General features: G+C 65.4%; 25 protein-coding genes and 1 pseudogene. 9 read left to right on the top strand and 17 right to left on the bottom strand.

Features of this window, described 5'->3' with window-relative positions:
• Window positions 1-13: 13 nt before the first annotated feature.
• From B4394_RS00635 to B4394_RS00650, 4 genes are read right to left on the bottom strand one after another with little or no spacing between them, the layout of a single operon-like run.
• Entirely contained in the window at window positions 14-781 is a 768-nt protein-coding gene (locus B4394_RS00635) for a hypothetical protein (protein ID WP_139359840.1), read from the bottom strand.
• Window positions 778-2,748, bottom strand: a complete 1,971-nt coding sequence (locus tag B4394_RS00640) for a glycoside hydrolase family 15 protein (RefSeq protein ID WP_078309125.1) — start codon at window positions 2,746-2,748, stop codon at window positions 778-780. The genes B4394_RS00635 and B4394_RS00640 overlap by 4 nt, the downstream gene beginning before the upstream one ends.
• Window positions 2,749-2,786: 38 nt before the next feature.
• The gene (locus B4394_RS00645; protein WP_078309126.1) at window positions 2,787-2,969 is read right to left on the bottom strand and encodes a hypothetical protein; all 183 of its coding nucleotides are present in this window, start codon (window positions 2,967-2,969) and stop codon (window positions 2,787-2,789) included.
• Window positions 2,966-3,976 carry an NAD(P)H-dependent flavin oxidoreductase gene (locus B4394_RS00650; RefSeq protein ID WP_078313866.1) on the bottom strand — a complete coding sequence of 337 codons (1,011 nt, stop codon included), beginning with the start codon at window positions 3,974-3,976 and terminating at the stop codon, window positions 2,966-2,968. The genes B4394_RS00645 and B4394_RS00650 overlap by 4 nt, the downstream gene beginning before the upstream one ends.
• A gap of 55 nt (window positions 3,977-4,031) precedes the next feature.
• Between B4394_RS00650 and B4394_RS00655 the strand changes: the two genes are divergently transcribed.
• Entirely contained in the window at window positions 4,032-4,799 is a 768-nt protein-coding gene (locus B4394_RS00655; protein WP_286141866.1) for a DUF899 domain-containing protein, read from the top strand.
• 12 nt (window positions 4,800-4,811) lie between these two features.
• Here B4394_RS00655 and lepA read toward each other — a convergent pair whose 3' ends face one another.
• On the bottom strand, window positions 4,812-6,665 hold the full coding sequence (lepA, locus tag B4394_RS00660; RefSeq protein WP_078309405.1) for a translation elongation factor 4: 1,854 nt from the start codon (window positions 6,663-6,665) through the stop codon (window positions 4,812-4,814).
• A 77-nt stretch (window positions 6,666-6,742) separates the two neighbouring features.
• Between lepA and B4394_RS00665 the strand changes: the two genes are divergently transcribed.
• A complete protein-coding gene (locus B4394_RS00665) occupies window positions 6,743-7,330 on the top strand; it encodes a type II toxin-antitoxin system PemK/MazF family toxin (RefSeq protein ID WP_078309129.1) in 588 nt (195 codons plus the stop codon).
• Window positions 7,331-7,350: 20 nt separating this feature from the next.
• Here the strand turns inward: B4394_RS00665 and gplR1 are convergent, their stop codons facing one another.
• The 4 genes from gplR1 to B4394_RS00685 all read right to left on the bottom strand — a co-directional run bounded on the left by gplR1 (window position 7,351) and on the right by B4394_RS00685 (window position 11,583).
• On the bottom strand, window positions 7,351-8,016 hold the full coding sequence (gene gplR1 / locus B4394_RS00670; RefSeq protein WP_078298529.1) for a TetR/AcrR family transcriptional regulator GplR1: 666 nt from the start codon (window positions 8,014-8,016) through the stop codon (window positions 7,351-7,353).
• Between the two features lie 62 nt (window positions 8,017-8,078).
• A complete protein-coding gene (locus tag B4394_RS00675) occupies window positions 8,079-8,918 on the bottom strand; it encodes a transglutaminase family protein (protein ID WP_078313868.1) in 840 nt (279 codons plus the stop codon).
• Window positions 8,919-8,950: 32 nt separating this feature from the next.
• Complete coding sequence (locus B4394_RS00680) at window positions 8,951-9,928, bottom strand: alpha-E domain-containing protein (protein WP_078291117.1); 978 nt, start codon at window positions 9,926-9,928, stop codon at window positions 8,951-8,953.
• Entirely contained in the window at window positions 9,928-11,583 is a 1,656-nt protein-coding gene (locus B4394_RS00685; RefSeq protein ID WP_078309131.1) for a circularly permuted type 2 ATP-grasp protein, read from the bottom strand. Before B4394_RS00685 ends, B4394_RS00680 begins: the two co-directional genes overlap by 1 nt.
• Window positions 11,584-11,828: 245 nt before the next feature.
• Here B4394_RS00685 and rpsT point away from each other — a divergent pair, with 245 nt between their 5' ends.
• Window positions 11,829-12,089, top strand: a complete 261-nt coding sequence (gene rpsT, locus B4394_RS00690; RefSeq protein ID WP_078291125.1) for a 30S ribosomal protein S20 — start codon at window positions 11,829-11,831, stop codon at window positions 12,087-12,089.
• Between the two features lie 73 nt (window positions 12,090-12,162).
• Here the strand turns inward: rpsT and holA are convergent, their stop codons facing one another.
• Window positions 12,163-13,113 carry a DNA polymerase III subunit delta gene (gene holA / locus B4394_RS00695; RefSeq protein ID WP_078309132.1) on the bottom strand — a complete coding sequence of 317 codons (951 nt, stop codon included), beginning with the start codon at window positions 13,111-13,113 and terminating at the stop codon, window positions 12,163-12,165.
• Window positions 13,114-13,266: 153 nt separating this feature from the next.
• On the opposite strand from holA, the gene B4394_RS00700 reads away from it, so the two are divergent.
• The 6 genes from B4394_RS00700 to B4394_RS00720 all read left to right on the top strand — a co-directional run bounded on the left by B4394_RS00700 (window position 13,267) and on the right by B4394_RS00720 (window position 19,235).
• Window positions 13,267-15,132: a hypothetical protein gene (locus B4394_RS00700; protein WP_078313869.1), complete on the top strand. Its 1,866-nt coding sequence runs from the start codon at window positions 13,267-13,269 to the stop codon at window positions 15,130-15,132.
• Window positions 15,129-15,287, top strand: a complete 159-nt coding sequence (locus B4394_RS24970; RefSeq protein WP_139359841.1) for a hypothetical protein — start codon at window positions 15,129-15,131, stop codon at window positions 15,285-15,287. The genes B4394_RS00700 and B4394_RS24970 overlap by 4 nt, the downstream gene beginning before the upstream one ends.
• An 18-nt stretch (window positions 15,288-15,305) precedes the next feature.
• Window positions 15,306-15,671: a hypothetical protein gene (locus B4394_RS00705; protein WP_078313870.1), complete on the top strand. Its 366-nt coding sequence runs from the start codon at window positions 15,306-15,308 to the stop codon at window positions 15,669-15,671.
• Window positions 15,668-16,993, top strand: coding sequence for a hypothetical protein (locus tag B4394_RS00710; protein WP_078313871.1), 1,326 nt, complete (start codon window positions 15,668-15,670; stop codon window positions 16,991-16,993). Before B4394_RS00705 ends, B4394_RS00710 begins: the two co-directional genes overlap by 4 nt.
• Before the next feature lie 85 nt (window positions 16,994-17,078).
• A complete protein-coding gene (locus B4394_RS00715; protein ID WP_078313872.1) occupies window positions 17,079-18,494 on the top strand; it encodes an NAD(P)/FAD-dependent oxidoreductase in 1,416 nt (471 codons plus the stop codon).
• A 6-nt stretch (window positions 18,495-18,500) separates the two neighbouring features.
• On the top strand, window positions 18,501-19,235 hold the full coding sequence (locus B4394_RS00720; protein ID WP_078313873.1) for a maleylpyruvate isomerase N-terminal domain-containing protein: 735 nt from the start codon (window positions 18,501-18,503) through the stop codon (window positions 19,233-19,235).
• Between the two features lie 7 nt (window positions 19,236-19,242).
• Here the strand turns inward: B4394_RS00720 and B4394_RS00725 are convergent, their stop codons facing one another.
• The 7 genes and pseudogenes from B4394_RS00725 to nadD all read right to left on the bottom strand — a co-directional run bounded on the left by B4394_RS00725 (window position 19,243) and on the right by nadD (window position 24,834).
• Window positions 19,243-20,760: a ComEC/Rec2 family competence protein gene (locus tag B4394_RS00725; RefSeq protein ID WP_139359907.1), complete on the bottom strand. Its 1,518-nt coding sequence runs from the start codon at window positions 20,758-20,760 to the stop codon at window positions 19,243-19,245.
• Between the two features lie 14 nt (window positions 20,761-20,774).
• Window positions 20,775-21,569 carry a ComEA family DNA-binding protein gene (locus B4394_RS00730; protein ID WP_078309138.1) on the bottom strand — a complete coding sequence of 265 codons (795 nt, stop codon included), beginning with the start codon at window positions 21,567-21,569 and terminating at the stop codon, window positions 20,775-20,777.
• 94 nt (window positions 21,570-21,663) lie between these two features.
• Window positions 21,664-22,381, bottom strand: a pseudogene (locus B4394_RS00735) (DegV family protein).
• A 3-nt stretch (window positions 22,382-22,384) separates the two neighbouring features.
• Complete coding sequence (gene octT / locus B4394_RS00740) at window positions 22,385-23,128, bottom strand: diglucosylglycerate octanoyltransferase (RefSeq protein WP_078313875.1); 744 nt, start codon at window positions 23,126-23,128, stop codon at window positions 22,385-22,387.
• On the bottom strand, window positions 23,115-23,780 hold the full coding sequence (gene gpgP, locus B4394_RS00745; protein WP_078309141.1) for a glucosyl-3-phosphoglycerate phosphatase: 666 nt from the start codon (window positions 23,778-23,780) through the stop codon (window positions 23,115-23,117). The genes octT and gpgP overlap by 14 nt, the downstream gene beginning before the upstream one ends.
• Window positions 23,777-24,178, bottom strand: a complete 402-nt coding sequence (gene rsfS / locus B4394_RS00750) for a ribosome silencing factor (RefSeq protein WP_078309142.1) — start codon at window positions 24,176-24,178, stop codon at window positions 23,777-23,779. The genes gpgP and rsfS overlap by 4 nt, the downstream gene beginning before the upstream one ends.
• Complete coding sequence (gene nadD, locus B4394_RS00755) at window positions 24,175-24,834, bottom strand: nicotinate-nucleotide adenylyltransferase (protein WP_170914941.1); 660 nt, start codon at window positions 24,832-24,834, stop codon at window positions 24,175-24,177. Before nadD ends, rsfS begins: the two co-directional genes overlap by 4 nt.
• Window positions 24,835-24,856: the final 22 nt, after the last annotated feature.

Below are 24,856 nucleotides of genomic sequence, written 5' to 3' on the forward strand. Positions count from 1 at the left end.
GCACAGCCCCCAACTATTGACTCAGTATCGGCAGAATCTCAGGCGCCACCTGATCGCGGATCCGCTCCCACGGCACGGTAATCGGAACAAAATCACCGGCGGCATGCGACACGGGCACGTAGAACCGCAACCCCGTCGGTGCCGGTACCCACTGCTCAAGTCGCCCGTTGACGTTCCCCTGGCGCACTCGTCCGGTCGGATCGAGATCGGGTAATACCTGCCTCAGCCGTTCGAGGGCCGCGTACTGGTTGGGGAACAGATCGTCATAGGTGATGGGCTGGGCGGTATCGCCATTGATCACGGTGGTCGACACTGATTGGTTGGGGTGCGCACCGCCGGCGTACCAGAGATACACCTGGATGCCGGCGACTACGTGCGGCCCGATCATGGCGACACCGGTGGCCTCCAGGCCAGGCCCGACATCACCGTTACCGATCGACACCTGCTGGCTATTGCCGGGACCGGGCAACGCCTCGATCAATTCCCGCAGCGCGGCGCGCGTGCCTTCGTTGAATCGATCACGAACCGCGGGTACTCCACCGGACAGCTGCGGCACCTGCACGTCGTAGGTGACCAGACCTTCGGCACCCTTGACCGTTTCCGAGAGGGGTGTGTACCCAAAGGCCGGGGCGGTGTTCACCGCAGAGCCCGACGACGTTGTCCCCGAGGAGGACTCCGTCGTGGTGGACGTCTGCTCGGCGTGGTCGGTGGTGCGGCCGCAACCAGCTGCGATCACACACATCATCACCACGACCGCGGCGATGCCGCCCCGGGCCCTCACGTGGGTGCGTTCGCCGGCTGGAAGGTACCGCTCACGTCCGCCTCCTCCTCGGCCCGGATGACGTGCACGACAGCGTTGATCAATGCCAGATGGGTGAATGCCTGCGGGAAGTTGCCCAGATGCCGACCGGTGCGCGGGTCGATCTCCTCGGCGTAGAGCTGCAGCGGACTGGCGAAGGAGAGCAGCCGCTCGCACAGGTGCCGTGCCCGGCGCACCTCGCCGATCTCCACCAATGCCGAAACCAACCAGAACGAGCAGATGGTGAAGGTACCTTCTTCACCCGAGAGCCCGTCGTCGGTCTCTTCCACCCGATAGCGCAGCACCAGACCGTCGTTGGTCAGTTCGTCGGCGATCGCCAACACTGTCGCACGGATCCGCGGGTCGTCGGGCGGCAGGAATCGGTTGAGTACCGCCAGCAGCAGTGAGGCATCCAAAGCCGTTGAGCCGTAACGCTGTACCAGCACCCCGCGTTCATCGACGCCGTTTTCGAGGATATCGTCCTTGATCTCGTCGGCGATCTCACGCCACTGCTGGGCATAGCTCTTCTCACCATGCAGCTCAGCGAGTTTGGCGCCGCGATCCATCGCGACCCAGCACATGATCTTGGACGAGGTGAAGTGCTGCGGCTCGCCCCGGACCTCCCAGATGCCACGGTCGGGTTCACGCCAGTGCCGCGCTGCCTCCTCTGCCTGATTCTTCAGAATCGGCCACAGCGTCGCCGGAATCTGTTCGCGCGATTTCGCGTGCACGTACACCGAATCGAGCATGGTGCCCCAGATGTCGTGCTGCACCTGATCGAACGCGCCATTGCCTATCCGCACCGGCCGGGCCCCGTCGTACCCGGACAGGTGCGGCAGCTCCCCCTCCGTCAGCGTGCGTTCTCCACCCACGCCGTACATCACCTGCAACGGATGTCTCTCCCCGTTGTTCGCACCGGACGCGTCGGCGATGAAGGCGAAGAAGTCGTCGGCCTCGCGATCCAGCCCGAGCGTGTACAAGCCCCACAGCGCAAAGGTCGAGTCCCGCACCCAGGAATAGCGGTAGTCCCAGTTACGCACTCCCCCAGGGGTTTCCGGTAGAGACGTGGTCGACGCCGCCAACAGCGCTCCGGTCGGCGAGTACGCCAGGCCCTTGAGGACCAGCGCGCTGCTCTGCAGGTACGACCGCCATGGATGATCGGGGAATTCGCCGATGTTGATCCATTGCCGCCAGGCTTCGGCGGTCTTCCACATCTTGTCGGCGGCTTCCGCATAGGTCTGCGGGACAGGGTGTTTGGACCAGCTGAGCGCGACGAAAACACTGTCACCCTCGGTGAGTCGGGTGCGGGCCCGTGCCTCGCGGCCCTCCAATCCCAGCCGAAGATTCGTGGTGAGCTTGAGAGTCGGGTTGGTCTCGGGGTTCTTGGCCGCCCGGGCTATCGCCTCACCATATCCGTCGCCGGAGTACTCCCAGGTGAGCCCCTCGCGGTGATAGTCGAAGGCGGGCTCGCAATTCATGATCACTTCGACGGTGCCGCTGACACAGCGCACGGTGCGCAGCAAGATGTGTTCGGCATCCCAGTCGGTCGGCGTGCGCTTGTGTGTCTTCGACCGCGAATCGACGTCATGCCATGGCCCCAGCACCAGTGCGTCGCGGACGGTGAGCCATCCTGTCTTGGTCTGCCAGGTGGTTTCCACCATGAGGCTGCCCGGCAGGTAACGGCGCGCGGCCGGAACGTTGTGTCCGTACGGTCCAATCCGGAAGTGGCCGGCGCCGCGGTCGAGGATGGCGCCAAAGATGCTCGGTGAGTCCGGACGCGGAACGCACATCCACTCCACTGACCCGTTGGAAGCGATCAAGCAGGTGTTCTCCCAGTCCGAGAGGAACGCGTAGTCGGCGATCGGCGGGAAGGGGCCACGGCGCTGAGGAGGAGACTGACTCGAAATCAGTCCTTCTAGCGACAACTCGGGATCAAGAGACGACACCATCGGACCATCGTATGTGCGACCCGGGACGCACCGGCTATTTAACGGCGGCGGCGCAGATAGATACCGAGACCGCCGAACAGCAGCAGATTGAAGACCAACAGCGCCACCAGGACACCGGTGGAGCCTCCACTGCGCGGCCCCGCCAGGTAGATGACCAGGTCGAGGCCGATCAACACGCATGCGGCGATGACCATGGTCCACATGAGAGCGGTCGGCTTCATGTCGTCGCCTCACCGGCAGCCGAGCCCAGCTCGGCAGCCAATACGGACATCAATTCCGCCACCGGCAGCGCCCGCGCACGATGATGTTCGGTACCCGCCCACAACGACATCACGTCCGGGTCCCCGCTCGCCCGAAGCTCCTTGGTCGCCGAGTTCAGCGCCGGGAAGCTCACCGGGGCAACCGCTTCCATGTCTCGCTGGAAGGCGTTGGAGATGCTCCGCGCCGGTCGGCCCGAGAACACCCGTGTCACCACCGTCTCGGCCGGTTGCAGCAGAGCGTCCTTGTAGACCTGCTTGGCTCCCGACTCGTCGGTCACCACCAGCGCGGTACCCAGCTGCGCGGCCGAGGCTCCGGCGGCAAGCACCCGGGCGATGTCGGCGCCATCCATGATTCCGCCCGCGGCAACCAGCGGTAACGCGGTGACCGCCCGCACGTTCGCGATCAGGTCCACCAGCGGCTCCTCGGGAGCCCCGGCGTCGAAACTGCTGCGATGACCGCCGGCCTCCGGGCCCTGCACCACGAGCGCGTCGGCGCCGATCCCCTCGGCGATCGTGGCCTCGGCGGCACTGGTGACCGTGATCCATACCTCGGATCCGGCGGCGCGCAACCTGTGCGCATCCTGCGCGGACGGCACCCCAAAGGTGAACGACACCACCGGGACAGGGCTGGTGACCAGATACTCGATCTTGTCGGCATACGCGTCGTCATGCCAGACCGGGTCACCGGGAGCGACCTCGAACTTGTCGGCCCACACCTTTAGCTTGTCGAGATACTCCCGCAGGTCGGCACCCTGATCGGGTGTGGGGACGAAAACGTTGAAGCCGAAGGGCAGATCACCCATCGCCTCGCGGTCCTGATCCAACTGCGCGATGGTGCGGTACCCCGCGGGCAGCAGGCCGAAACCGCCTGCCGCACTCACACCGCGCGCCAACGCCGGGACGGTGATACCGCCGGCCATCGGGGCGCCGACGATGGGAAGACGAAGCCCGGCAAGCACGGTACTCATGTCCCTCAGCGTATCGACGCGATGAGTTTTCCGGCTGGGGCGGGTCGGTATGGATATGACAAGCTCACCCGCCTACCCCGCCGCCGTCACCCGCGAGGAATGGCTGACGGCCCGCAAGCACCTGTTGGCCCGCGAGCGCGCGGCCACGCATCTCCGCGACACCGTCAACGCCGAACGTCGACGGCTGCCCATGGTGAAGGTCGAGAAGGACTACGTATTCGAGGGCCCCGACGGACAGGTGCGGCTCCTGGACATGTTCGAGGGACGGCACACGCTTTACATCCACCACTTCATGTGGCTGGACGACATCGACCGCGGCTGCCCCAGTTGCACGGGGGCAGCCGACATGACGTTCACCGAACGAGACCGCACCTTGTTGACCGACAAGGGCGTCACCTTCGCCTGCGTATCCCGCGCGCCGTACGCAAGCATCGCGCGCTACCGCGACGAACACGGGTGGACATTCCCGTGGTATTCCACCAATGACGGCGATTTCAGCTACGACTTCCATGTGACGCTCGACCCGTCACGCGTTCCGGTCGAGTACAACTACCGGTCGCTCGATGAGTTGCGCGCCGACGGATTCAGCGACGAGGACCTGCGCGGGGACTGGCCAGGCGCCAGTGTCTTTCTGCGTCGCGACGATGAGGTCTTTCATACCTATTCGGCCTTCGCGCGCGGGCTGGACCATTCCGCGGTCGGCTATCCGTTCCAGGATCTGACGCCGTATGGACGTCAAGAACCCTGGGAGGACTCACCCGCTGGCTGGCCGCAGGGCGGGGCGATCGTCGGGATGCCGAGTCAGGAATGCCCAGAACACTGAGCCTGAACCGCGCTATTTCTTGGGCTTGTCCGCCGCGGACTCGGTGGACAACGCCGCCACGAAGGCTTCCTGTGGCACCTCGACCCGTCCGATGGTCTTCATGCGCTTCTTGCCCTCCTTCTGCTTCTCCAGCAGCTTGCGCTTACGGGTGATGTCACCGCCGTAGCACTTGGAGAGCACATCCTTACGGATAGCCCGAATGTTCTCGCGCGCAATGATTCTGGACCCGACGGCAGCCTGCACCGGCACCTCGAACTGCTGGCGCGGAATAAGCTCCTTGAGCTTGACGGTCATCTTATTGCCATACGCCGAGGCGCCGTCCTTGTGCACGATGGCACTGAACGCATCGACCGCCTCACCCTGGAGCAGGATGTCAACCTTCACCAGGTCGGCCTCCTGCTCGCCCGCCTCTTCGTAGTCCAGGCTGGCGTAGCCGCGGGTGCGTGATTTCAGCGAGTCGAAGAAGTCAAAAATGATCTCGCCCAACGGCATCGTGTAACGCAGCTCGACACGCTCCGGCGAGAGGTAGTCCATGCCGCCGAGTTCTCCGCGCCGCGACTGGCACAGCTCCATGATCGAACCGATGAACTCACTCGGCGCGATGACGGTGGTTTTCACCACGGGCTCGAACACCGACCGGATCTTGCCCTCGGGCCAGATGGACGGGTTGGTCACCATCATTTCGGTGCCGTCTTCCTTGACCACCCGGTACACCACGTTCGGCGCAGTCGAGATGAGGTCGAGGTTGAATTCGCGTTCCAGCCGCTCACGGGTGATCTCCATGTGCAGCAATCCCAGGAAGCCACAACGGAATCCGAAGCCCAGCGCCACCGAGGTCTCCGGCTCGTAGGTCAGTGCGGCGTCGTTGAGCTGCAGCTTGTCCAGCGCCTCACGAAGATTCGGGTAGTCGGATCCGTCCACCGGGTAGAGCCCGGAGTACACCATCGGCCGGGGTTCGCGATAACCGGTCAGCGGTTCGGTCGCACCCTTACGTGCGGAGGTGACGGTGTCACCGACCTTCGACTGGCGCACGTCCTTCACGCCGGTGATCAGGTAGCCCACCTCACCGACCCCAAGGCCCACAGAGGGTTTGGGATCAGGCGAGACGATGCCCACCTCCAGCAGTTCATGGGTGGCGCCCGTCGACATCATCGCGATCTTCTCGCGCGGCGTGATCTTGCCGTCGACGACGCGGACGTAGGTGACGACACCGCGGTAGATGTCGTACACGGAGTCGAAGATCATCGCGCGCGCCGGCGCGTCCGGATCACCTTGCGGCGCAGGAATCAGCCGCACCACCTCATTGAGCAGCGCCTCGACGCCCTCACCGGTCTTGCCGGATACCCGCAGCACATCGGAGGGCTCGCAGCCGATGATGTGCGCGATTTCTTGCGCGTAGCGGTCGGGGTCGGCGGCGGGCAGATCGATCTTGTTGAGAACCGGGATGATCGTCAGGTCTTTGTCGAGCGCCAGGTACAGGTTGGCCAGTGTCTGCGCCTCGATGCCCTGTGCGGCATCGACCAGCAGGACGGCGCCCTCACAGGCCTCTAGGGCGCGCGACACCTCGTAGGTGAAGTCAACGTGCCCGGGGGTGTCGATGAGATGCAGCACGTACTCGGCAGAATCGGCGTCGGTGCTGATTTTCCAGGGCAGCCGCACGTTCTGGGCCTTGATGGTGATGCCGCGTTCGCGTTCGATATCCATCCGGTCCAGGTATTGGGCGCGCATGGACCGCGCGTCGACCACACCGGTCAGCTGCAGCATCCGGTCGGCCAGCGTCGACTTCCCGTGGTCGATGTGGGCGATGATGCAGAAGTTACGGATACGCGCCGGGTCCGTGAACGTCGTGTCGGCAAAACTTGGCACCGCACCATGCTCCCATGCCGACAGACGTGCTCCTGACACACACGTCGCCGAGGGCTACCGGTCAGTATGCTCGCTGCATGGCGTCACAGTGGCAGACGCTCGGGCGGAGGCTCGGGAAGATCGCGGAAACCATCGTGTTCCGCGAAGGCCCGAAGGTGCTGCGGCAACTACAGGGGTCCGAACTTGTCCAGCGTGGATTGCAGCGCGGACTCGAGGCGATCGGTGTCGTAGAAACCGAGCAGCAGACAGCCATTCCAGGCCGTCCGGTGACCAACCGCAGTGTGCCCACAGCCCATCGTGCCCGGCGCATCGAATACGCACCCGACCTGGACGGTCGCGCCGATCCCGGCGAGATCGTGTGGACGTGGGTGGTCTACGAGGATGACCCCTCACAGGGGAAGGACCGTCCGGTGCTCGTCGTGGGACGGGACGGGACGGTCCTGCTGGGCCTGATGCTGTCGAGCCAGGAGCGCCACGAGAGCGATCTGGATTGGGTGGGGCTCGGCAGTGGTAGCTGGGATTACGACGGACGCCCCAGCTGGGTGCGCCTCGATCGAGTGCTTGATGTTCCCGAAGAGGGAATTCGGCGCGAGGGCGCCATTCTGGACGTGGAGCGATTCAACATCGTCGCAACGCATCTGCGCACGCGGTTCTCCTGGAGCTGATCCAATCGATCCGCGCGGCCTCAGTGTTCTACGGAGTTACGCAGTTCTACGGAGTTGCGCACCGGTGACGGCGTGAACATGGCCTGATCGATGAACTGAGCGGTGTACTCGGCCAGTTCCTCACGCTCCAGACGCAGCCGTCCGTCGAGCCATGCCAAGACGGTGCCGGCAACACCCGCGGCCAGAGCTTCGGCCTGCACCGCGGTGTAGTTCGGATCGGCATCCGGATCGAACTCGGCGCGAGCGGCACCGAGCATCAACGCCATGTAGTGGGTCAACCGCATACGACGACGGGTGAGTCGCTGGCTTCCCATCGCCTCGGTGGCGATCACGCGGGCGCGCCGGGGGTCGGCGGTCAGCGCGGTCACCGCGCCCACGACGCCGGCATGCACCTGCGAGCGGGAGTCCTTGTCGGCAGCGGCCATCGCCGAACCCGCCGTGGCGATGCTGTCTTCGATGATCCAGTCGAAGACCGCGACGAGCAGCTCGTCGAGGCCGTCGAAGCACTCGTAGAAGTAACGCGTGTTCAGTCCGGCGGTCTTGCAGATCTCCCGAACCGTTGTCGCTGCCCAGCCTGAGCTGGCCATCACCTCGAGCCCCGCCTCAAGGAGGCGTCGCCGCCGCTCCGCGCGGCGCTCATCTGCCGTTCGTCCGCCGTATAGCCCGGTAGCTTGTTTGGTCACCATGGTCTACGCATTATTACTCTTCTTGCCAGACACCTGTGCAATAACCGGCTTTTCTGCGATGTTTAGGCGAGTCGTGTGACTTCGACCACGACGTCCAGATCGGTCGAGCCGCCCCCCGAGTAGATGCCCTTGAGCGGGCTGACGTCCGAGTAGTCCCGGCCGATGCCGATGGTGATGTATTGCTCGTTGATCTCGCTGTCGTTGGTGGGGTCGTAATCCCACCAGCTGCCGGCCCAGGCCTGAATCCAGGCGTGGCTCTGTCCATCCACCGTCTCGCCCACGGCCGCGTCACCCTTGGGGTGCAGATAGCCGGACACATAGCGCGCCGGAATCCCCATACTGCGCAGCAGAACCAAGGTCAGGTGCGCGTAGTCCTGGCACACGCCCTTTCTTTCGCGCAACGCGTCCAGCGCCGACGAGTGCACGCCGGTGGTTCCGGGCACGTAGTCAAGCTCCGAGTGCACCCATTGCGATGCCGCCACAATGGCCTCGGCGGGTGTGGCATCTTTGGCGATCCGCTTCCCCACCGCCTGCACCTTTTTGCTGTGCGGGACGTAGGCACTGGGCGACAGGTACTCGTCGAATCGGTCGAGGACGGCCGTGGCGTGGATGTCATCCCAGCCTATGGATTCCTCTGGCCTTTCCGCGACGTCGGTCTCGACCACCGACAGACCCGTCACCTCCAGCTCGGTATGCGGTGCGTGCAGATCGAATGTCGTGACGGCGGTACCCCAGTAGTCGACATACCGGTACGAGCGGGTGGCCGGGACCGTCTCCACACGATTGAGGATGACGTTCTGACGACCGTCACTGCGCGGCGTCAACCGCGCCTCGTTGTAGGAGGCGGTCACCGGCGTCTTGTAGGCGTAACCGGTCGCGTGGACGACTCGCAGGCGCCACATCTACTTCTCCCCTTCGCGCAAGCGGCTCATCGTCAGATCTCGCCTTCCTCGATGGGATCCACATCGTGGCGACCACCGGCATCGCTCCACGCCACCCACGGTGCGGCGTGGAAATACTGCAGCGCCACCGCCTCACCCAACTCCCGGCAGGTCTGTTGTAGGCCGGCCAGACGTGTCGGCAGGTCCTCCAGCAGCACGCCGGGACGCATGAACTCCAACTCACTGCGGGCCCGGCCCAGTAGGCGCTGCGCCTCGGCACGCGCACCAACCCGGCTATGCGGCTGGTGATCCAGTTCCTCCAGGCTCAGCTCGGCTTGGCGCAGGGAGTGGAACACCGAACGCGGGAACAGCCGGTCCAGCAGCATGAACTCGACGACCCGGCTGGCATCCAGCACCCCACGGTACGTACGCAGGTACGTGTCGTGGGCGCCAGCGCTGCGCAACAGGGTCACCCAGGCGGGCGAGGACGCACGGTCACCAACGCGCGAAAGCAGCAGCCGCACCGTCATATCCACCCGCTCGATGGACCGGCCCAGCACCAGGAATCGGTACCCGTCGTCACGGCTGAGCGTGGAGTCGGCGAGCCCCGCGAATTGCGCGGCGCGCCCCTCCACATAGGTGAAGAACTCGTGGGGTCCGAGTCTGCGGGCGGCGCGCTCACGATCGGCCAGCGCGTTGTAGGTGGTGTTGAGGCACTCCCACATCTCGGTGGACGTCACTTCGCGTGCGCCGCGGGCATTCTCACGCGCTTCGGAAATGGAGTCGACGATCGAGCCGCCCTGCACTCCGCGGCTGAACGCGACAAGTTCGGTCAGTGACCACACGTCGAGCACGATGTCCGGCGCGTCGATACCCAGCACGCGCAACAGCACCCGGGAGGCGTGGTCGGGGTCCACGCTGGCGTCCTCGAGCAGCTGGTGCACCGTGACATCCAGGATGCGGGCGGTGTCATCGGCACGCTCGACGTACCGGCCGATCCAGTAGAGCGACTCCGCGTTTCGCGCCAGCATTAGGACATCACCTGCTGTTGTTGTTGCTGTTGTTGCACTTGCAGACCTGCGGTAGCCGCCTCAGGTCCCTGTTCAACCTCTGCCGCCTGCGGCAGTTCGGGGACCACTTCAGCCCCCGACAACTCACGATCGGCGACGGAGGCCCGCGAGGCCAACACCCAGGTGTCCTTGGATCCGCCACCCTGGCTCGAGTTCACCACCAGCGAGCCCTCCGGCAGCGCCACCCGGGTAAGACCACCCGGCAGCACCCACACGTCATCACCGTCGTTGACCGCGAACGGGCGCAGATCCACATGCCGGGGCACCAGCTGATCGCCGACTTTCGTAGGCACCGTCGACAACTGGACCACGGGCTGCGCCACCCACCCGCGCGGGTCCGCCCTGATCTTCTTGGCGATGGCGGCGCGTTCCTTCTCCGAGGCGTCGGGCCCGAACACGATGCCGTACCCACCGGACCCCTCCACCGGCTTGATGACGAGCGCATCGATGCGGTCGAGGACTTCCTCGCGCTCGTCGTCGAGCCAACATCGGTAGGTGTCCACGTTCGCGACGATGGGTTTCTCACCGAGGTAGTACTCGATGATCGTCGGCACATAGGTGTAGACGAGCTTGTCGTCGCCCACTCCATTGCCGACGGCGCTGGAGATGACGACGTTCCCGGCGCGCGCGGCGTTCAGTAGCCCAGCGACCCCGAGTACCGAATCGGGACGGAACTGCATGGGGTCCAGGTAGGTGTCATCGATGCGGCGGTAGATGACGTCGACCTGACGCTCCCCCTCGGTGGTGCGCATATAGACCTGGTTGTCGCGGCAGAACAGGTCGCGGCCCTCGACCAGTTCGACACCCATCTGGCGCGCCAGCAGTGAGTGCTCGAAGTATGCGGAGTTCGCGACACCGGGTGTGAGAACCACCACGGTCGGATCGGCCTCGTTGGTGGCCGCCGATTTGCGCAGGGCACGCAACAGATGCGAGGCGTAGTCGTCCACCGCGCGCACTCGGTGCGAGGTGAACAAGTCCGGAAAGACCCGCGCCATGGTGCGGCGGTTCTCCATCACGTACGACACCCCGGACGGAGAGCGCAGGTTGTCCTCGAGCACCCGGAAGGTGCCCTGCGCATCGCGCACCAGGTCGATACCCGCGACATGGATGCGCACCCCGTTGGGTGGGTTGATCCCGGCCGCCTCGCGGTGGAAGTGCTCGCAGGAGGTGATCAAGGCACGCGGGATCACCCCGTCGCGCAGGATCTCCTGATCGCCATAGATGTCGGCGAGGTACATCTCCAACGCCTTGACCCGCTGGGCGATGCCCCGCTCCAGCCGTGACCACTCGGCCGCGGCGATGACGCGCGGCACCAGATCCAGCGGGAACGGCCGCTCCTGACCCGACAGCGAGAAGGTGATTCCCTGATCGACGAATGCCCTGCCCAGCGCGTCGGCACGCGCGGCCAGGTCGGCGGCGTCGGTGGGCGCGAGCTCGGCGTAGATCCCCTTGTAGGGTCCGCGCACGTTGCCATCCGCGTCGAACATTTCATCGAAGGCTTTGGAGTAGGCGCCCTTCTCGGACACCAGTGCGCGGTATCCGCCAAAGATCTGGTCATCACGCCGGGTTAGCCGTGGCGTTGCCGCCGTGCGTGTGGGTCGGCCCGAGTTTGGCATCACTGTTCGCAGGCTCACCTTGCCTATGCTGCACCAACTCTCCGGATTCGGCAGTGCGTGCGCGCGGATCGCCGATACTTGCTGGCTACCTGGACGCAATCTCACGTTGTTGGCCCACCCGCCGGTTTCAGGTTTCGGTCGCACCCCTGGTAGTCTCTTCCCTTGCGGTGCTGCTCAGCTGCCCTGGATCCAATGATCTGGAGGCCCGCCGCCCTACCAGACGATTTACCGAAGGATTTAGACGCGTGGCCAATATCAAGTCGCAGGAAAAGCGCATCCGGACCAACGAGCGTGCCCGGTTGCGCAACCAGGCGACCAAGTCGTCTCTGCGCACGGCAGTCCGCGGTTTCCGCGATGCCATCGCCGAGGGTGACAAGGACAAGGCGGGCGAGCTGCTCGTCGCGACCAGCCGCAAGCTGGACAAGGCTGTCACCAAGGGTGTCATCCACAAGAACCAGGCCGCCAACAAGAAGTCGGCGCTGGCCCTGGCGCTGAACAAGCTCTGATCTAGATTTCCGATCAACGCCGAGCGCGCGAGCGTGCTCGGCGTTTTTCGCGTCTCGAGGTAGCTCCGGCGGGTTAGGTGTTCACCAATTCGGCCACCTTGCGCACCGCCGATTCCAGGGCGTAGTCGGCGTCGGCCGCCGCCCCCTTCACATCGGCGTTGAGCGCGGCCACTACCCGGATGGCCTCGGCCACCGCATCACGCGACCACCGGCGCGCCTGTTTCTGCGCCTTTTCGATGCGCCACGGCGGCATCCCGAGCTCGGAGGCCGCCGCGTAGGCGTTCTGTTTGATGGGCCCCACCCGCGCGATGGTGTGCACCGCCTCGGCGAGCGCATCGGCCAACAGCACATGCGGGACACCCCGTTGCATCGCCCAGCGCAGCGCCTCCGTCGAGCCGGCAATGTCACCCACCACCGCCTTGTCGGCGATATCGAATCCGGACACCTCCGCACGTCCGGAGTGATAGCGGCGCACCGCGGCCTCGTCGACGTTGCCGTCGGTGTCCGATACCAATTGCGAACACGCCGCCGCCAATTCACGAATGTCGGAGCCGACGGCGTCGATCACGATGGCGACCACCTCGGCGTCCACCTTCTGCCCCAGTCGGCGGAATTCTTTGTGCACGAAGTCGGCCCGCTCGGCAGCCTTGGCGATCCGTGCGCAGTTATGCACCGCGGCGCCGAGATTCTGCAATGTGGTGGCCAGCGCCTTGGCGCGGCCACCACCGGAATGTTGCACAAGCAGAAAGGTTCCCGGCGGCAGATCGGAGGCCGCCTGCTCGATGAGGGCGACAGAGTCCTTCCCCGCTTCTGCGGCAGCCTCGACGACGATGACCCTTTCGTCGGAGAACAGCGAGGGGCTCAGCAGCTCGGCCAGCTCCGCCACGTCCACCTGCCCTGCCCGTAGCCGATTGACGGGGATATCCGCACCCGCCTTGCCGCGGACCGCATGGAGCACCGACGTCACCGCACGCTCGACCAGTAGTTCTTCATCGCCCAGGATCAGGTGCAGCGCATCGGTCACCCGACGATCGTCCCATGCCGCGGGGACACGGAGATTCCACCGCCGACCGGGCGAGTGATTAGCACGTACCCCTGTTTGCGCCGCGAGATTCTGGAAACATTACCGACCAGTAGCACTGTTGCTCCCCCACTCAGCGGACAGGATGGCCGGCCAATGACAACGGAGTCTCTGCACATCATCGCTGCTGCCGACGAGGGCGGTGGCGCCGCGCTCGACCAGGTGATCGGTATGTCGGTGGTCGCCGCGATCGTCTCGGGTGGCCTGCTCTGGATCGGCTACCTGCACCGCCAGCGACGCATCACCTGGCTACAGAACCTCGCAGACCGGGTGGGTAACAAGTTCAATCGCCCGCCCTGGGTGGCGCTTCAGATCTGCCTCTTCGTCTCGACGATCGTGGCCGCGCTGTTCGGTTTCATCTGGGATGTCAGCCTGCACATCGGCAAGGGCCGCGACGCGGGGCCGCTGGCCAATCCCGCGCATTACTTCATTCTGTTCGGGTTGTTCCTGCTGTTCATCGCGGGCACACTCGCGATCGTTCTGCCCTATGACAGGCCCGGTTCGGCGGCGGTGCGCATCACCCGCACCTGGTACGCGCCGGTCGGCGGTCTGCTGATGGCGGTGTGTGGCCTCTATGCGTTGATCGGGTTTCCGCTGGACGATATCTGGCACCGCATCTTCGGCCAAGACGTCACGCTCTGGGGTCCCACCCACCTGATGCTGATCGGCGGTGCCGGGCTGTCCCTGCTCTCCGTATTGATTCTTGAATACGAGGGCAGGCGGGCCATCGGCTTCAACCCAGACGATGACACCAATTTCGTGAAGTTCTTGCGCTACATGTCCTTTGGCGGGTTGTTCATCGGCCTTTCGGTGTTCCAGATCGAGTACGACTTTGGCGTCGAACAGTTCCGGCTGGTGCAGCAGCCCATGATGATCGCAGCGGCCAGCGCCTTCGCCGCGGTGAGCGCACGCATGGTGATGGGCCGCGGCGCCGCGATCATCGGCGCGCTACTCGCCATCGCGTTGCGCGGTGCCGTCTCGATTCTCGTCGGCCCGATTCTCGGCGGACCGACGAGTTGGTTCGCCCTCTATCTTGGGCCGGCTCTGGTCGTCGAACTCATCGCGCTGACTCCCTTGATCAAGCGCCCCATACTGTTCGGCGCAATCGCGGGCCTGGGCGTAGGTACCGCCGGGCTGTGGCTGGAGTCGCTCTGGATCGGTGCGGTCTACCGGTACCCGTGGCCGGTGAGCATGTGGCCGGAGGCCCTTGCGATGGCGGTGCCCGTCGCGATTGCCATGGGTGTCTGTGGCGCACTGTTGGGCATGGTGCTCACGGGGCGGCAGCTGCCCAGACCCGCCCTGAGCATCACGGCGGTCGTCATCACGGTGCTGATCATCGGTGGGGCGGTGGCCAATGGCCTGCGCACCGAGGTTCCTGAACATGCCACGGCGACAATCGCATTGAGCGAGCTATCCAATGAGGACGGCAAGCGCATGGTGTCGGCGGATGTCGTGATCAATCCGCGCGACCTCATCAGTGACGATCCCGAGTGGGTGACAATCCTTTCCTGGCAGGGCGGCTTGGCCAACAACCGCGGGCTGTCGATCGACCGGCTACAGAAGGTCGGTGAGGGCCACTACCGTTCAACTCAACCGATCCCGGTTTCCGGCTCGTGGAAGACGCTGCTGCGGGTGCAGGATGGCACCACAATGACCGGCGTGCCGATCTTCTTACCCGCCGACCCCGGCATCGGCGCACCGGAGACACCCGCACTGGCCTCCAGCACCCGGCCGTTCACCCAGGAGCTGACGATCCTGCAGCGCGAACGCAACCAGAACCATCCATCCTGGCTCTTCACCGTGGCGTCACTGGTGGTGCTGTTCTGCACGCTGGCGCTCATCGCGGCGTTGAGCTGGGGCGCCGGACGCATCAATGGCACCGAAACACACAGCGCCAGTGATGCATTGCCCACCCCGGGACCTAAACCGGGCCCCAAGGAGCCGGTGCCGCACGGCCCATGACCGTCCAATATCTGGCCGATCACTCACTGCTGTTGGCATTGCCCGCATTCGCGCCCGCCGTCCTGGTGGCGGGCGTGGTCATCTGGGTGGCGCTGCGAGACCGCCGTCACGACGACGGGGACGATCCCGTCGGCGAAGAGGAACACCGGGACTAGGAGGAATCAAGGATGAGGATGAGAGCCCTGACCGCGATCGCCGCCGCAGCGCTGATCTGCGCCGGCTGTGCCACATCAAGGGATAGCGCCGCCACCGGATCCGGCACACCGGCGCCCAAACTGACCATCGATGTCACCATCAAGGGCGGGGTCGTCACGCCGAGCAACGCCACAGTGCACACGCGGGTCTCCGAACCCATCGTGATCCGCGTGGACAGCGATGCTGCCGACGAGCTGCACGTTCACTCCACTCCCGACCACAGCTTCGAGATCGAGCCGAAGAGCGGCCAGACGTTCCAGTTCAGCGTCACCGTGCCCGGCAAGGTCGACGTCGAGCTCCACAAACTCAAGAAGACGATCGCCACGATCTCCGTACAGCCGTGACCGCCGGCCGGTCGACGGCCGTACTCGCCCACGGCCTGGGCGGGTCATCCGATCTTCCGATCCCCTATACCTATGCATTGATCGGCGCGGCGTGGGCGCTGACGTTCACCTTCGCCGTGGTTGCGCTGGCCTGGAAGAAGCCCCGGTTCGACGCAGCCCGGCCCGGGCGACCACTGCCGGCCTGGATCACGGCCGTCGCCGACCGTCCGGCCGCGCGCTGGGCCGGCACCGCACTGGTACTCCTGGCGACCGCGTGGGTCACCGTGGCGGCGATATGCGGGCCACAGGACGGCGGGAACCCGCTACCGGGCGTCTTCTACGTACTGCTGTGGGTCGGCGTGGTCGCGTTGTCGCTACTGTTCGGGCCAGTGGGGCGTGCGCTATCGCCCGTGCGCGCCGTGTACCGATTACTGGCCTTCTCGCGACGGCCCCCGCCGGTCGAATACCCACGCCGGTGGGGATATTGGCCCGCGGCCGCCGGACTGTACCTGTTCGTGTGGCTGGAGCTGGCCAGCGCGGACCCCGGATCGCTTCGCGCGGTGAAGATCTGGCTCCTGGCGTACGCGGCGATAACTCTCGCGGGCGCGCTGGCATGTGGCACGCGCTGGTGTGCACGGGCCGATCCGTTCGAGATCTACAGCATGGTGGCCTCGCGGCTGTCACCCGTGCGGCGCAACACCGACGGCCGTATCGCACTTGGCAATCCGTTCGACCATCTGCCGTCGCTGCCGATTCGTCCGGGCGTCGTGGCGGTGCTCGCGGTCCTGCTGGGCTCGACCGCATTCGACAGTTTCTCGGCCATGCCCGGCTGGCGCGCGTTCGTCGACGAACTCGCCGGTGGCTCGACAGTGGCGGCCATCGCGATCCGCACCGCGGGGCTGACGGTCTTCGTGGCCACGGTCGCTACCACCTTCTGTCTGGCCGCGCGCGCGACCGGCGGTGTCACCCCTGGCACCCGGCGCGAACTGCCTGGCCTGCTGGCACACTCACTGATCCCGATCGTCATCGGTTATGTATTCGCCCACTATCTGACCTACCTCGTGGAGCGCGGCCAGCAGACACTGCTGCGGCTCGCCGACCCCCTTGGGCGCGGATGGTTCTCCACGGTCGACGTCTCGTATGTGTTGTCGATGCACCCGTCGGTGCTTGCGACGCTCAAGGTGGGTTTCGTGCTGGCCGGGCATATCGCGGGCGTCATGGCCGCGCACGACCGCGCCCTGCGGGTCTTGCCCCGGAGACACCAGGTGACCGGCCAGCTGGCGATGATGCTGGTGATGGTCGGGTACACCTTCACCGGGCTGTACCTGCTCTTTGGCGGCTGACGACACCACCGTCTCAAATCTAAGGCTTTTCTAAGAAATTAAGAGATTAGTAAGAGTAGGGTGCATCGAGACGAAAGGATCGGCGATGACACCTGAAAAGCGGGAACACAGAGATCACGCGGTAGTCCTCGGGGCTGGGATGGCCGGACTACTGGCAGCCAGGGTGCTGTCGGAGTCTTACGAATCGGTCACGGTGGTCGAACGCGACGAACTGGGCGTGGGCGCTACCCCGCGCAGCGGCGTGCGGCAGGGCCAGCACATTCACATGTTCATGAGCTCGGGCACCGAAGCGCTGGAACAACTGTTCCCCGGCATTCTCGGAGAGCTCCGGGCGGACGGAGCCACCGTCTGCGACGAGGGTGACCTCTCGCGCATCAAGATGCTGATCGGACCACATGAGATGTTCAACCGATCGGACAAGTTCCGTGACCCGGGAACGTTCAAGCTCTATCTCACAACCCGCCCCTTTCTGGAGTCCCATGTACGACAACATGTTCGACTGATCGACAACGTCAGGTTCCTCGATGGGCACGATGTCATCGAACCGATGACCGAGGAACACCGGGTCACCGGCGTACGCGTAGCGCGACGATCCACAGGGCTGGTCACAACACTCATCGCAGACCTGGTGGTTGACGCCACCGGACGGACTCCACGGACGCAAACGTTCTTGGATCGGCTCGGATGCGAAAGGCCTGCCGAGGTCCGCATGGCATCGCCCGTGACGTACGCCAGCCAGCTCGTGCACGTGTCCGATGACGTCGCGATGGACAAGCTGACCTTCTTCAACCCGGCACCGGAACACCCGCATGGTGGAGCGATCGCCCGCTGCGAGAACGGCACCGTCATGGTGACGCTGGGCAGGTTCGATATGGAGGAACCGCCCACCACCTTCGACGAAATGATGTCATTCGCCGAACAATTCGCACCGACCGAGTTGGTGGAGACCATCCGGTCCGGGGTGCCGATCGACGACGTACACACCTACCGCTATCACGAAGCCGTGTGGCGACGCTATGACCACCTTCAGCAGTTCCCCGAGGGGCTGCTGGTGATCGGCGACGCGATCTGCAGTCTGGATCCCATCAAGGGCCAGGGGATGACCATGGCCCTCACAGAGGCGCTGATACTGAGGGACTGCCTCATCGCCGGCGATGCCGAGCTCGCCCACCGGTACTTCGACGCCGTCGGCCGACGCATCAACGCGGTGTGGCAACAGAACAAGTTGGCGGCACCTCTATTCACCGGAGCACCAGCGAATGCTTCTGTCACGCAACGCATCGCCTGGCGGTTGTTGGCCTGGTGGGCGCTCGCGATGATGGCCGCGGCGCGTGAGGACATTCGCATCACTGAAACGATCCTGCGCGTCAACCACCTGCACGACTCACCATCCCAGATGCGGCGGCCCGCATTCCTGCTGCGGGTGCTGCGCCACGGCTGGCGTCGGCGAGACGCACCCGTGGAATCACCGCGCCGCCAACTCGCCGTTTCCAGGACGTAGCCCGTAGTGCCCGGCTACGAGCGACAGCCGGTACTACGGCCTGGTTGCGAGGCCGTGGCGGCGTACCACCTTGTCTACCAACGTATTGACGCACTTCTTCGCGATCGCGACCAGATCGCCGAATTAGCTGTGCCCGCGTGCCCCGCCTGGACCGTGCGCGAGACGCTCGCTCATCTCACCGGACTCGCGCAAGACATCGTGTCGTTCAACCTGGACGGCATAGGTACCGAGGCGTGGACCCGCGCGCAGGTTGATCGCCTGGCGGAAAAGACTGTCGATGAGTTGCTCGACCTCTGGAGCGAGGCGATCGACACGGTGATCGAGCGGGTGGGCCAGGACGGCCTCGAAGCACCGGCCGCCCAACTCGTCTTCGATTCCCTCACCCATGAACATGACATTCGCGGCGCACTCGGCCAACCTGGCACGCGCACGGACGATCCGGCCTTCGCAGTCGCCGTGGAGTTCTTGATGACGAGACTTGACGGCATGGCTCGACAGGATGGCTTACTGGTGCTCATGCTGAACACCCCTACCACCGGTTCTGTCCAGCTCGGTGAACCCGCGACGGCGACAGATCTTCTCGCCCTATCGATTTCGGACTTCGAGACGCTGCGCGCCTTTGGCGGACGACGCAGTGTGCGGCAACTGTCGGCCCTCCCGTGGCGTGGAGATCCGGCCGATCTGCTGCCCACTCTCGGTAACGAGTCCATCCGACCACCGCGGAACGATCTGATCGAATGACGCCCACTTAACCCATCAGTCTCGCCGAGATAACCAACGCGAGCACGCACAGCGCCGCGAACCAGATCACCGCGCGGAACCACCGCCGGCGCCACAACCACACCGAAAGCGCCAGTGCGACGGCCACAGTCAGGAATCCGATGACACCCGATGGCACAGAAATCGCTGCCGATCCACCGGCGGCCGCGTAGTCGGCGACGTGGAGAAGCCACCACAGTTCCGGGCCACAGAACCGCACCAGCAGACCCGCGCTCAGCGGTGAGATCATGGCAAGCCCCGCGGCCGAGGTACCGAGGATGGTGATGGGCGCGATCACGATGCCCGCGACCACGTTCGCGGCGACGGAAGCCGCGCTGACGCTTCCAGAGATCGCCGCAATCAGCGGCGCGGTGACCACCTGCGCCGCCACCGCGATGCATACGGCATCGGCCAGTGGTTTTGGCCAGCCCCGGGCGGTCAGGCGCGTCGACCATCGCGGCGCGAGCACCACCAGGGCCGCCGTGGCGACCACCGACAACGCAAACCCAATGTCAACGGCTAGACCCGGTGCTATGGCGAGCAGCACCAAAGTCGTTGCCGCCAGGGCCGGTACTGCCTGTCGACGCCGCGAGGTCAACACACCAAGCAGTCCGATCGCACCCATCACCGCCGCTCTCAACACGCTCGGCGAGGGTCTGACGAGGATGACGAAGCCGACCAAAACGAGCCCCGCCAACATCACCGATGCCCGCAGGCCCACCAATCGCCCGAGGAGCAGCACGGCCCCGCACACGATGGACACGTTGGCCCCCGATACCGCCATGAGGTGCGTGAGTCCCGACGCTCGAAACATCGCGACGGTGCCCTCGTCGAGCGCACTGGTATCCCCCAGTACCAACGCCGGCAGCAGCGCGGCTTGGTCGGCAGGCAGCGCATTTCGCGCGACCTCGACAAATCGATCACGAATGCCATTGGCCGCGCCATGAACTGGCGAGTGGCCCATGACCGTGGGTTCTCCCACGGTGGTGAGCGTGGCGACGGTCAGATCATGCCGCGCGGAACGGCTGACCACCACACGCGCCGCCACCGTGTCGCCGACCGCAACGGTGCCGAGCAATGACGACGACCCGAAGATGATGACGGAGCCACCACGTGGCTGTGCGGGATCACCCATCGCGACGAGATCGGCGCGCACCATCGCACGCCCGCCGGTGATCGATCGCGGGTCCTCCGTGACCCGCAGCTGTACGGCAACAACGTGTCCCACGCGAGAGCGCAAGGGATGACTCTGCACCCCGTCACGTCGGATGGCCGCAGCGACCGAGAATCCAATACCGGCGATGAGGACGACGAGCACCGCCGTGCCGAAGGCCTTGTTCAGCCGACGACGAGATAGGTGCACGATCAGCGCTCCCAGCGCCAGCACCGCCGCCAGGAAATAGCCTACCGGCCACAGGATTCCCGCCGCGGTAGCGGCCCAGGCGGCAAGCGCTGGCGGTACCAGACGCAGATCCAGAAGGGACTCATCGTCGCGGCCGACATTCACGAGATCGGCATGGGTCACAACACGACAAGGGCGCGCAGCTTGTCCAGCCGCGCGGGGCCGAACCCGTCGACCTCCGAGAGCTGATCGACGCTGGTGAACTTGCCATGTTCAGAACGCCACCGCACAATCGACGCCGCCATGACCGGCCCCACGCCGGGCAGCGTATCCAGTTCGGATTCGGTTGCCGTGTTGAGGTTTATCCGTCCCGGCGGTATCGGCCCCCTGGCGCCCGCACTGGCGGAAGGTGGCTGCCCGGCGGCGATAATCGAGCTCGTCATCCCTACGGGCTGCCCGGGCGCCGGAGCCAGGCCGACCACTATCTGATCGCCATCCGTCACCGGCCGAGCCATGTTGAGCGTCACGACATCGGCGCCGTCGACCGCACCCCCGGCCGCTGTCACCGCGTCGGCGACCCGGGCACCACTGGACAAGGTGACCAGACCCGGTCGCTTCACCAGGCCGGCCACACTGATGACCAAGGAACTCGGCGCGGACGCCGAGCTCGATGAAACCGGTTGCACCGGAGGAAGTTGTGCACTCACCGGCGGTGGAGGCTGCCGCATCACGGTGAAGATCGTGACCAACACCGCCAGCACGCCAATGGCGCCCAGAGCGACAATCCCGGCGCGACCGGGGTCGGTGCGGACGGACTCCAGCCACCCGCGCGGACCGCCGGGCGTCAGTGAATCCGGGAGCCAGCGCAAGGCGGAATCCGGCTCAGCACCGGCCGCCCCCGCGACGTCGTCGTCATCGTCATCACTCTCACGCCCGGGCGGCGCAAGGCGTCGGTGCAGCAGCTCGGATTCCATATCCCGACGCTAGAAAGCGCCGGACCATCCGGCCAGAGGTGACGGGGCATCTGTGGATCAATGCAGAGCTGTGGAGAACTCCGAACGCCCTACCTCACTCCACGGGTTCGGCGCATACCCCGACAGCGCCAGGCCCCACGTGCACTGCCAGTACCGGCCCCATCTCTGAGATCACCGGATCATGCGCGGTATTCAGCCGTGAGCACACCAGTTCGTTGACCTTCTCCGCGGTTTCGGTGTTGTCAACGTGGTGGATCGTCACCGAGACGCGACGCTCCCCCACGAAGTCGACGATGTTGTCGACCATCGCGCCGATCGCCTTGGTGGCGGTGCGGACGCGCTGCGCGAGAACGAGCTTTCCGTCATCGTCGATCTGCAACACCGGCTTGAGGGCCAGCGCGGTGCCGATCGGCACCGGCGGCCGCGGCCCGGGCCGCGGCCAGCGCGACGAAGCCGCTGCCCATCGCGGCCGACCGTGAATCAACGACATGCAGCTGATCGCCGTACTCACGGGCCGCCTGTTCGGCGGCTTCGAAAGTGCTCGACAATCTGCCGGACAGATGGACCGCGACCACGCCGTCGCCGGCGCTGTCGATCAGGGCCTGCCGGTACACCTCGGTCAGCTCGGCCGGCGACGCACCGGCGGTGGTGGCGCGGCCCTTCTCGTACACCGAGGCGGGGATGGGATCCACGCCGTCACGCAGGTCCAGGTCGCCTGTCAACACATGCAGCGGCACCAGCCGGATGCCCAGCATCTCGGCGTCTTGCGGTTGCAGCCGCGCCCCGGTGTCCGTCACCACCACAACCGGCATGGGTCACCGAACCCCGAGCTCGGGCAGCACGGACCGCAGCGCGTCGATCATCAATTCGGCAACGCGCTCATGCGCGACAAAGTTCCAGTGGATTCCGTCCGGGTTCCCGCGTCCCGAGAAGATCTCCTCGCCGACGGCTTCCTTCAGGTCCACCACCGGCATCTTGTGTTCCGACGCCCAGGTCTGGATGGCGGACGCGGTGGCTTCTCTGCCCGAGTGCACGCGGCCATACGACTCGGCGATGTGCACCGACGGCAGCGAGGCGACCATGGGCAGCCCCGGGCGGTTGAAATCCAGTGCGCCACGGGTCTTTTCAAGATATTCCACCGTGAGCTTGGGGGGCAATGCCACCCGCGCGATGGGCGAAAGCCGGGGCTGCAACCAGCCGTACCCGTCGCGGATCCAGCTGCGCAACCTCGGCGGACGAATCAGCCTGATCGACTCCCGCAAGGCCGTCGGAAGCGGCGAAGGCAGCGAATCCATGCCGCTCGTCGCGAAGATGACGGCACCGGCGTGCGGTACCGCCGCCCACGCCCGCGGGTCCTGGATGGCCGCCCACCACACGTCCCGGCAGGTCCAGCCGATTCGGGCGATCAGTTCGACATCCCAACCGAGATGCCGCCCAACGATATTGGGCCAAATTCTGGGGTCGTCGGCCGGCAGACCCCCGGTTGGGCCGTAGTAGGACAGCGAGTCCGCAAAGATCAGCAGCTTCTTGCGCTCTGAGCCTCCCTCAGAGGACGTCATTGGTCACCTGCGCCGAGGCGTTCCACACATCCAGGCGCCACCGGATGTCGTCGAATCCGGCACCGTCCGCCGAATGTCCGCCCAGCTGGACCCAGCTCGCATTGCCCATCCCGCCGAGCACCGGCCAGTTGCTGATATCCAGACGCAGCAGCGCGGCGGTGAGCGCGGCGATCAGACCGCCGTGGGCAACAAGGACCACCGGGTGATCGCGCTCGTCGGTTCCCCATTCCGTCACCGAGTCAACGAGTTCGGCGACGAGGGGCACGCTGCGATTGGCGACGTCGATGCGGCTCTCTCCGCCATGAGGCGCCAGTGTCGCATCATCGCGCCACGCGGCCCGGGCGCCGGGGGCAATGGCGTCGACCTCGTGATGGGTCAACCCCTGCCAATCGCCGAGATGGGTCTCCCGCAGCCGCTCATCGACCGACACCCCGACATGGCAGCGATCCGCCAGCGCCGTCGCGGTGTCATACGCCCGCTGCAGATCCGAGGACACAATCACCAGTGGCAGCCGCTTGGCCAGCACTTCGGCGGCCGCAACCGCCTGCGCCCGGCCCAGATCCGACAGTCCGGTGTCCAGCTGTCCCTGCATCCGGCTGTCGGCATTGAAGGTCGTCTGCCCATGTCGCAGCAGCACTAACCGACGGATCATGCGCCGTCCTCCGTGTCGGCCGGGGCGTCGACCGGTACCGCGTCCAGGTCCACCGGGATGGTCGGGCAGTCACGCCAAAGCCGCTCCAGCGCATAGTAATTGCGCTCGTCTTCATGCTGGACGTGGACAACCACATCCACATAGTCCAGGAGCGTCCAGCGTCCCTCGCGTCCGCCTTCGCGGCGCACCGGCTTGTGACCGCCCCGGCGCAGCTGCTCTTCCACCTCGTCGACGATCGCGTTCACCTGGCGCTCGTTAGAGGCCGAGGCGATCACGAAGCAGTCGGTGATGACTAGTTGTTCGGAGACGTCGATGACGACGACATCGGTGGCGAGCTTGGCTGCGGCTGCCTGTGCGGCCAGCGTCGCTAGCTCGACGGCATCTGCGGTGGCGGTCATGCGGCGTCCCCTCGGTTCTGACTGTAAAGCTGATGTTTTGCGACGTATTGCACGACCCCGTCCGGTACCAGGTACCAAATCGGCCGCTCCTGGCCCGCCCGAATCCGGCAGTCGGTCGACGAGATGGCGAGCGCGGGCACTTCGACGAGCGAGAGCCCGTCAGGAGGCAGCTCGGCATGGGCGATGTGATCGGAACTCAGTTCGTATCCGGGTCGGCTGACCCCTATGAACTTGGCCAAGGTGAACAGCTGCTCCCAGTTCTCCCACGACAGGATCGATGCCAGCGCGTCTGCGCCGGTGATGAAGTACAGGTCCGCGTCGGGATGCGCGTCGCGCAGGTCGACCAGGGTGTCGACGGTGTAGGTCGCCCCGCCACGGTCAATATCGGCCCGGCTGACGGTGAACCGCGGATTTGATGCGGTCGCGATGACGGTCATCAGGTACCGATGCTCGGCCGGGCTGACCTTGCGCCCCTGCTTCTGCCACGGCTCTCCCGTCGGGACGAAAATGACCTCGTCGAGTTCAAACCGGTCGGCAACCTCGCTGGCGGCAACCAGGTGACCATTATGGATGGGGTCGAACGTCCCGCCCATCACGCCAAGTCGGCGGCGCTGCGCTGAGCCGCTGGCGCGAAGAGTGTCGGGGACAGATTGCACGAATTGCCAGCTTACTGGAGTG

Origin of the sequence: Mycobacterium sp. D16Q16 (genome assembly GCF_002013745.1) — a bacterium.
Lineage (GTDB): Bacteria > Actinomycetota > Actinomycetes > Mycobacteriales > Mycobacteriaceae > Mycobacterium.

Coding starts and splice junctions, on each gene's coding strand:
- gplR1 (WP_078298529.1), bottom strand. CDS start 8,016: ATGGTGACCAAACAAGCTACCGGGCTATACGGCGGACGAACGGCAGAT.
- B4394_RS24970 (WP_139359841.1), top strand. CDS start 15,129: ATGACCGTCCAATATCTGGCCGATCACTCACTGCTGTTGGCATTGCCC.
- B4394_RS00715 (WP_078313872.1), top strand. CDS start 17,079: ATGACACCTGAAAAGCGGGAACACAGAGATCACGCGGTAGTCCTCGGG.
- B4394_RS00685 (WP_078309131.1), bottom strand. CDS start 11,583: ATGCCAAACTCGGGCCGACCCACACGCACGGCGGCAACGCCACGGCTA.
- B4394_RS00705 (WP_078313870.1), top strand. CDS start 15,306: ATGAGAGCCCTGACCGCGATCGCCGCCGCAGCGCTGATCTGCGCCGGC.
- B4394_RS00680 (WP_078291117.1), bottom strand. CDS start 9,928: ATGCTGGCGCGAAACGCGGAGTCGCTCTACTGGATCGGCCGGTACGTC.
- B4394_RS00650 (WP_078313866.1), bottom strand. CDS start 3,976: ATGAGTACCGTGCTTGCCGGGCTTCGTCTTCCCATCGTCGGCGCCCCG.
- B4394_RS00700 (WP_078313869.1), top strand. CDS start 13,267: ATGACAACGGAGTCTCTGCACATCATCGCTGCTGCCGACGAGGGCGGT.
- gpgP (WP_078309141.1), bottom strand. CDS start 23,780: ATGATCCGTCGGTTAGTGCTGCTGCGACATGGGCAGACGACCTTCAAT.
- octT (WP_078313875.1), bottom strand. CDS start 23,128: ATGACGTCCTCTGAGGGAGGCTCAGAGCGCAAGAAGCTGCTGATCTTT.
- B4394_RS00645 (WP_078309126.1), bottom strand. CDS start 2,969: ATGAAGCCGACCGCTCTCATGTGGACCATGGTCATCGCCGCATGCGTG.
- B4394_RS00640 (WP_078309125.1), bottom strand. CDS start 2,748: ATGGTGTCGTCTCTTGATCCCGAGTTGTCGCTAGAAGGACTGATTTCG.
- rsfS (WP_078309142.1), bottom strand. CDS start 24,178: ATGACCGCCACCGCAGATGCCGTCGAGCTAGCGACGCTGGCCGCACAG.
- B4394_RS00730 (WP_078309138.1), bottom strand. CDS start 21,569: ATGGAATCCGAGCTGCTGCACCGACGCCTTGCGCCGCCCGGGCGTGAG.
- B4394_RS00655 (WP_286141866.1), top strand. CDS start 4,032: ATGACAAGCTCACCCGCCTACCCCGCCGCCGTCACCCGCGAGGAATGG.
- B4394_RS00665 (WP_078309129.1), top strand. CDS start 6,743: ATGGCGTCACAGTGGCAGACGCTCGGGCGGAGGCTCGGGAAGATCGCG.
- B4394_RS00675 (WP_078313868.1), bottom strand. CDS start 8,918: ATGTGGCGCCTGCGAGTCGTCCACGCGACCGGTTACGCCTACAAGACG.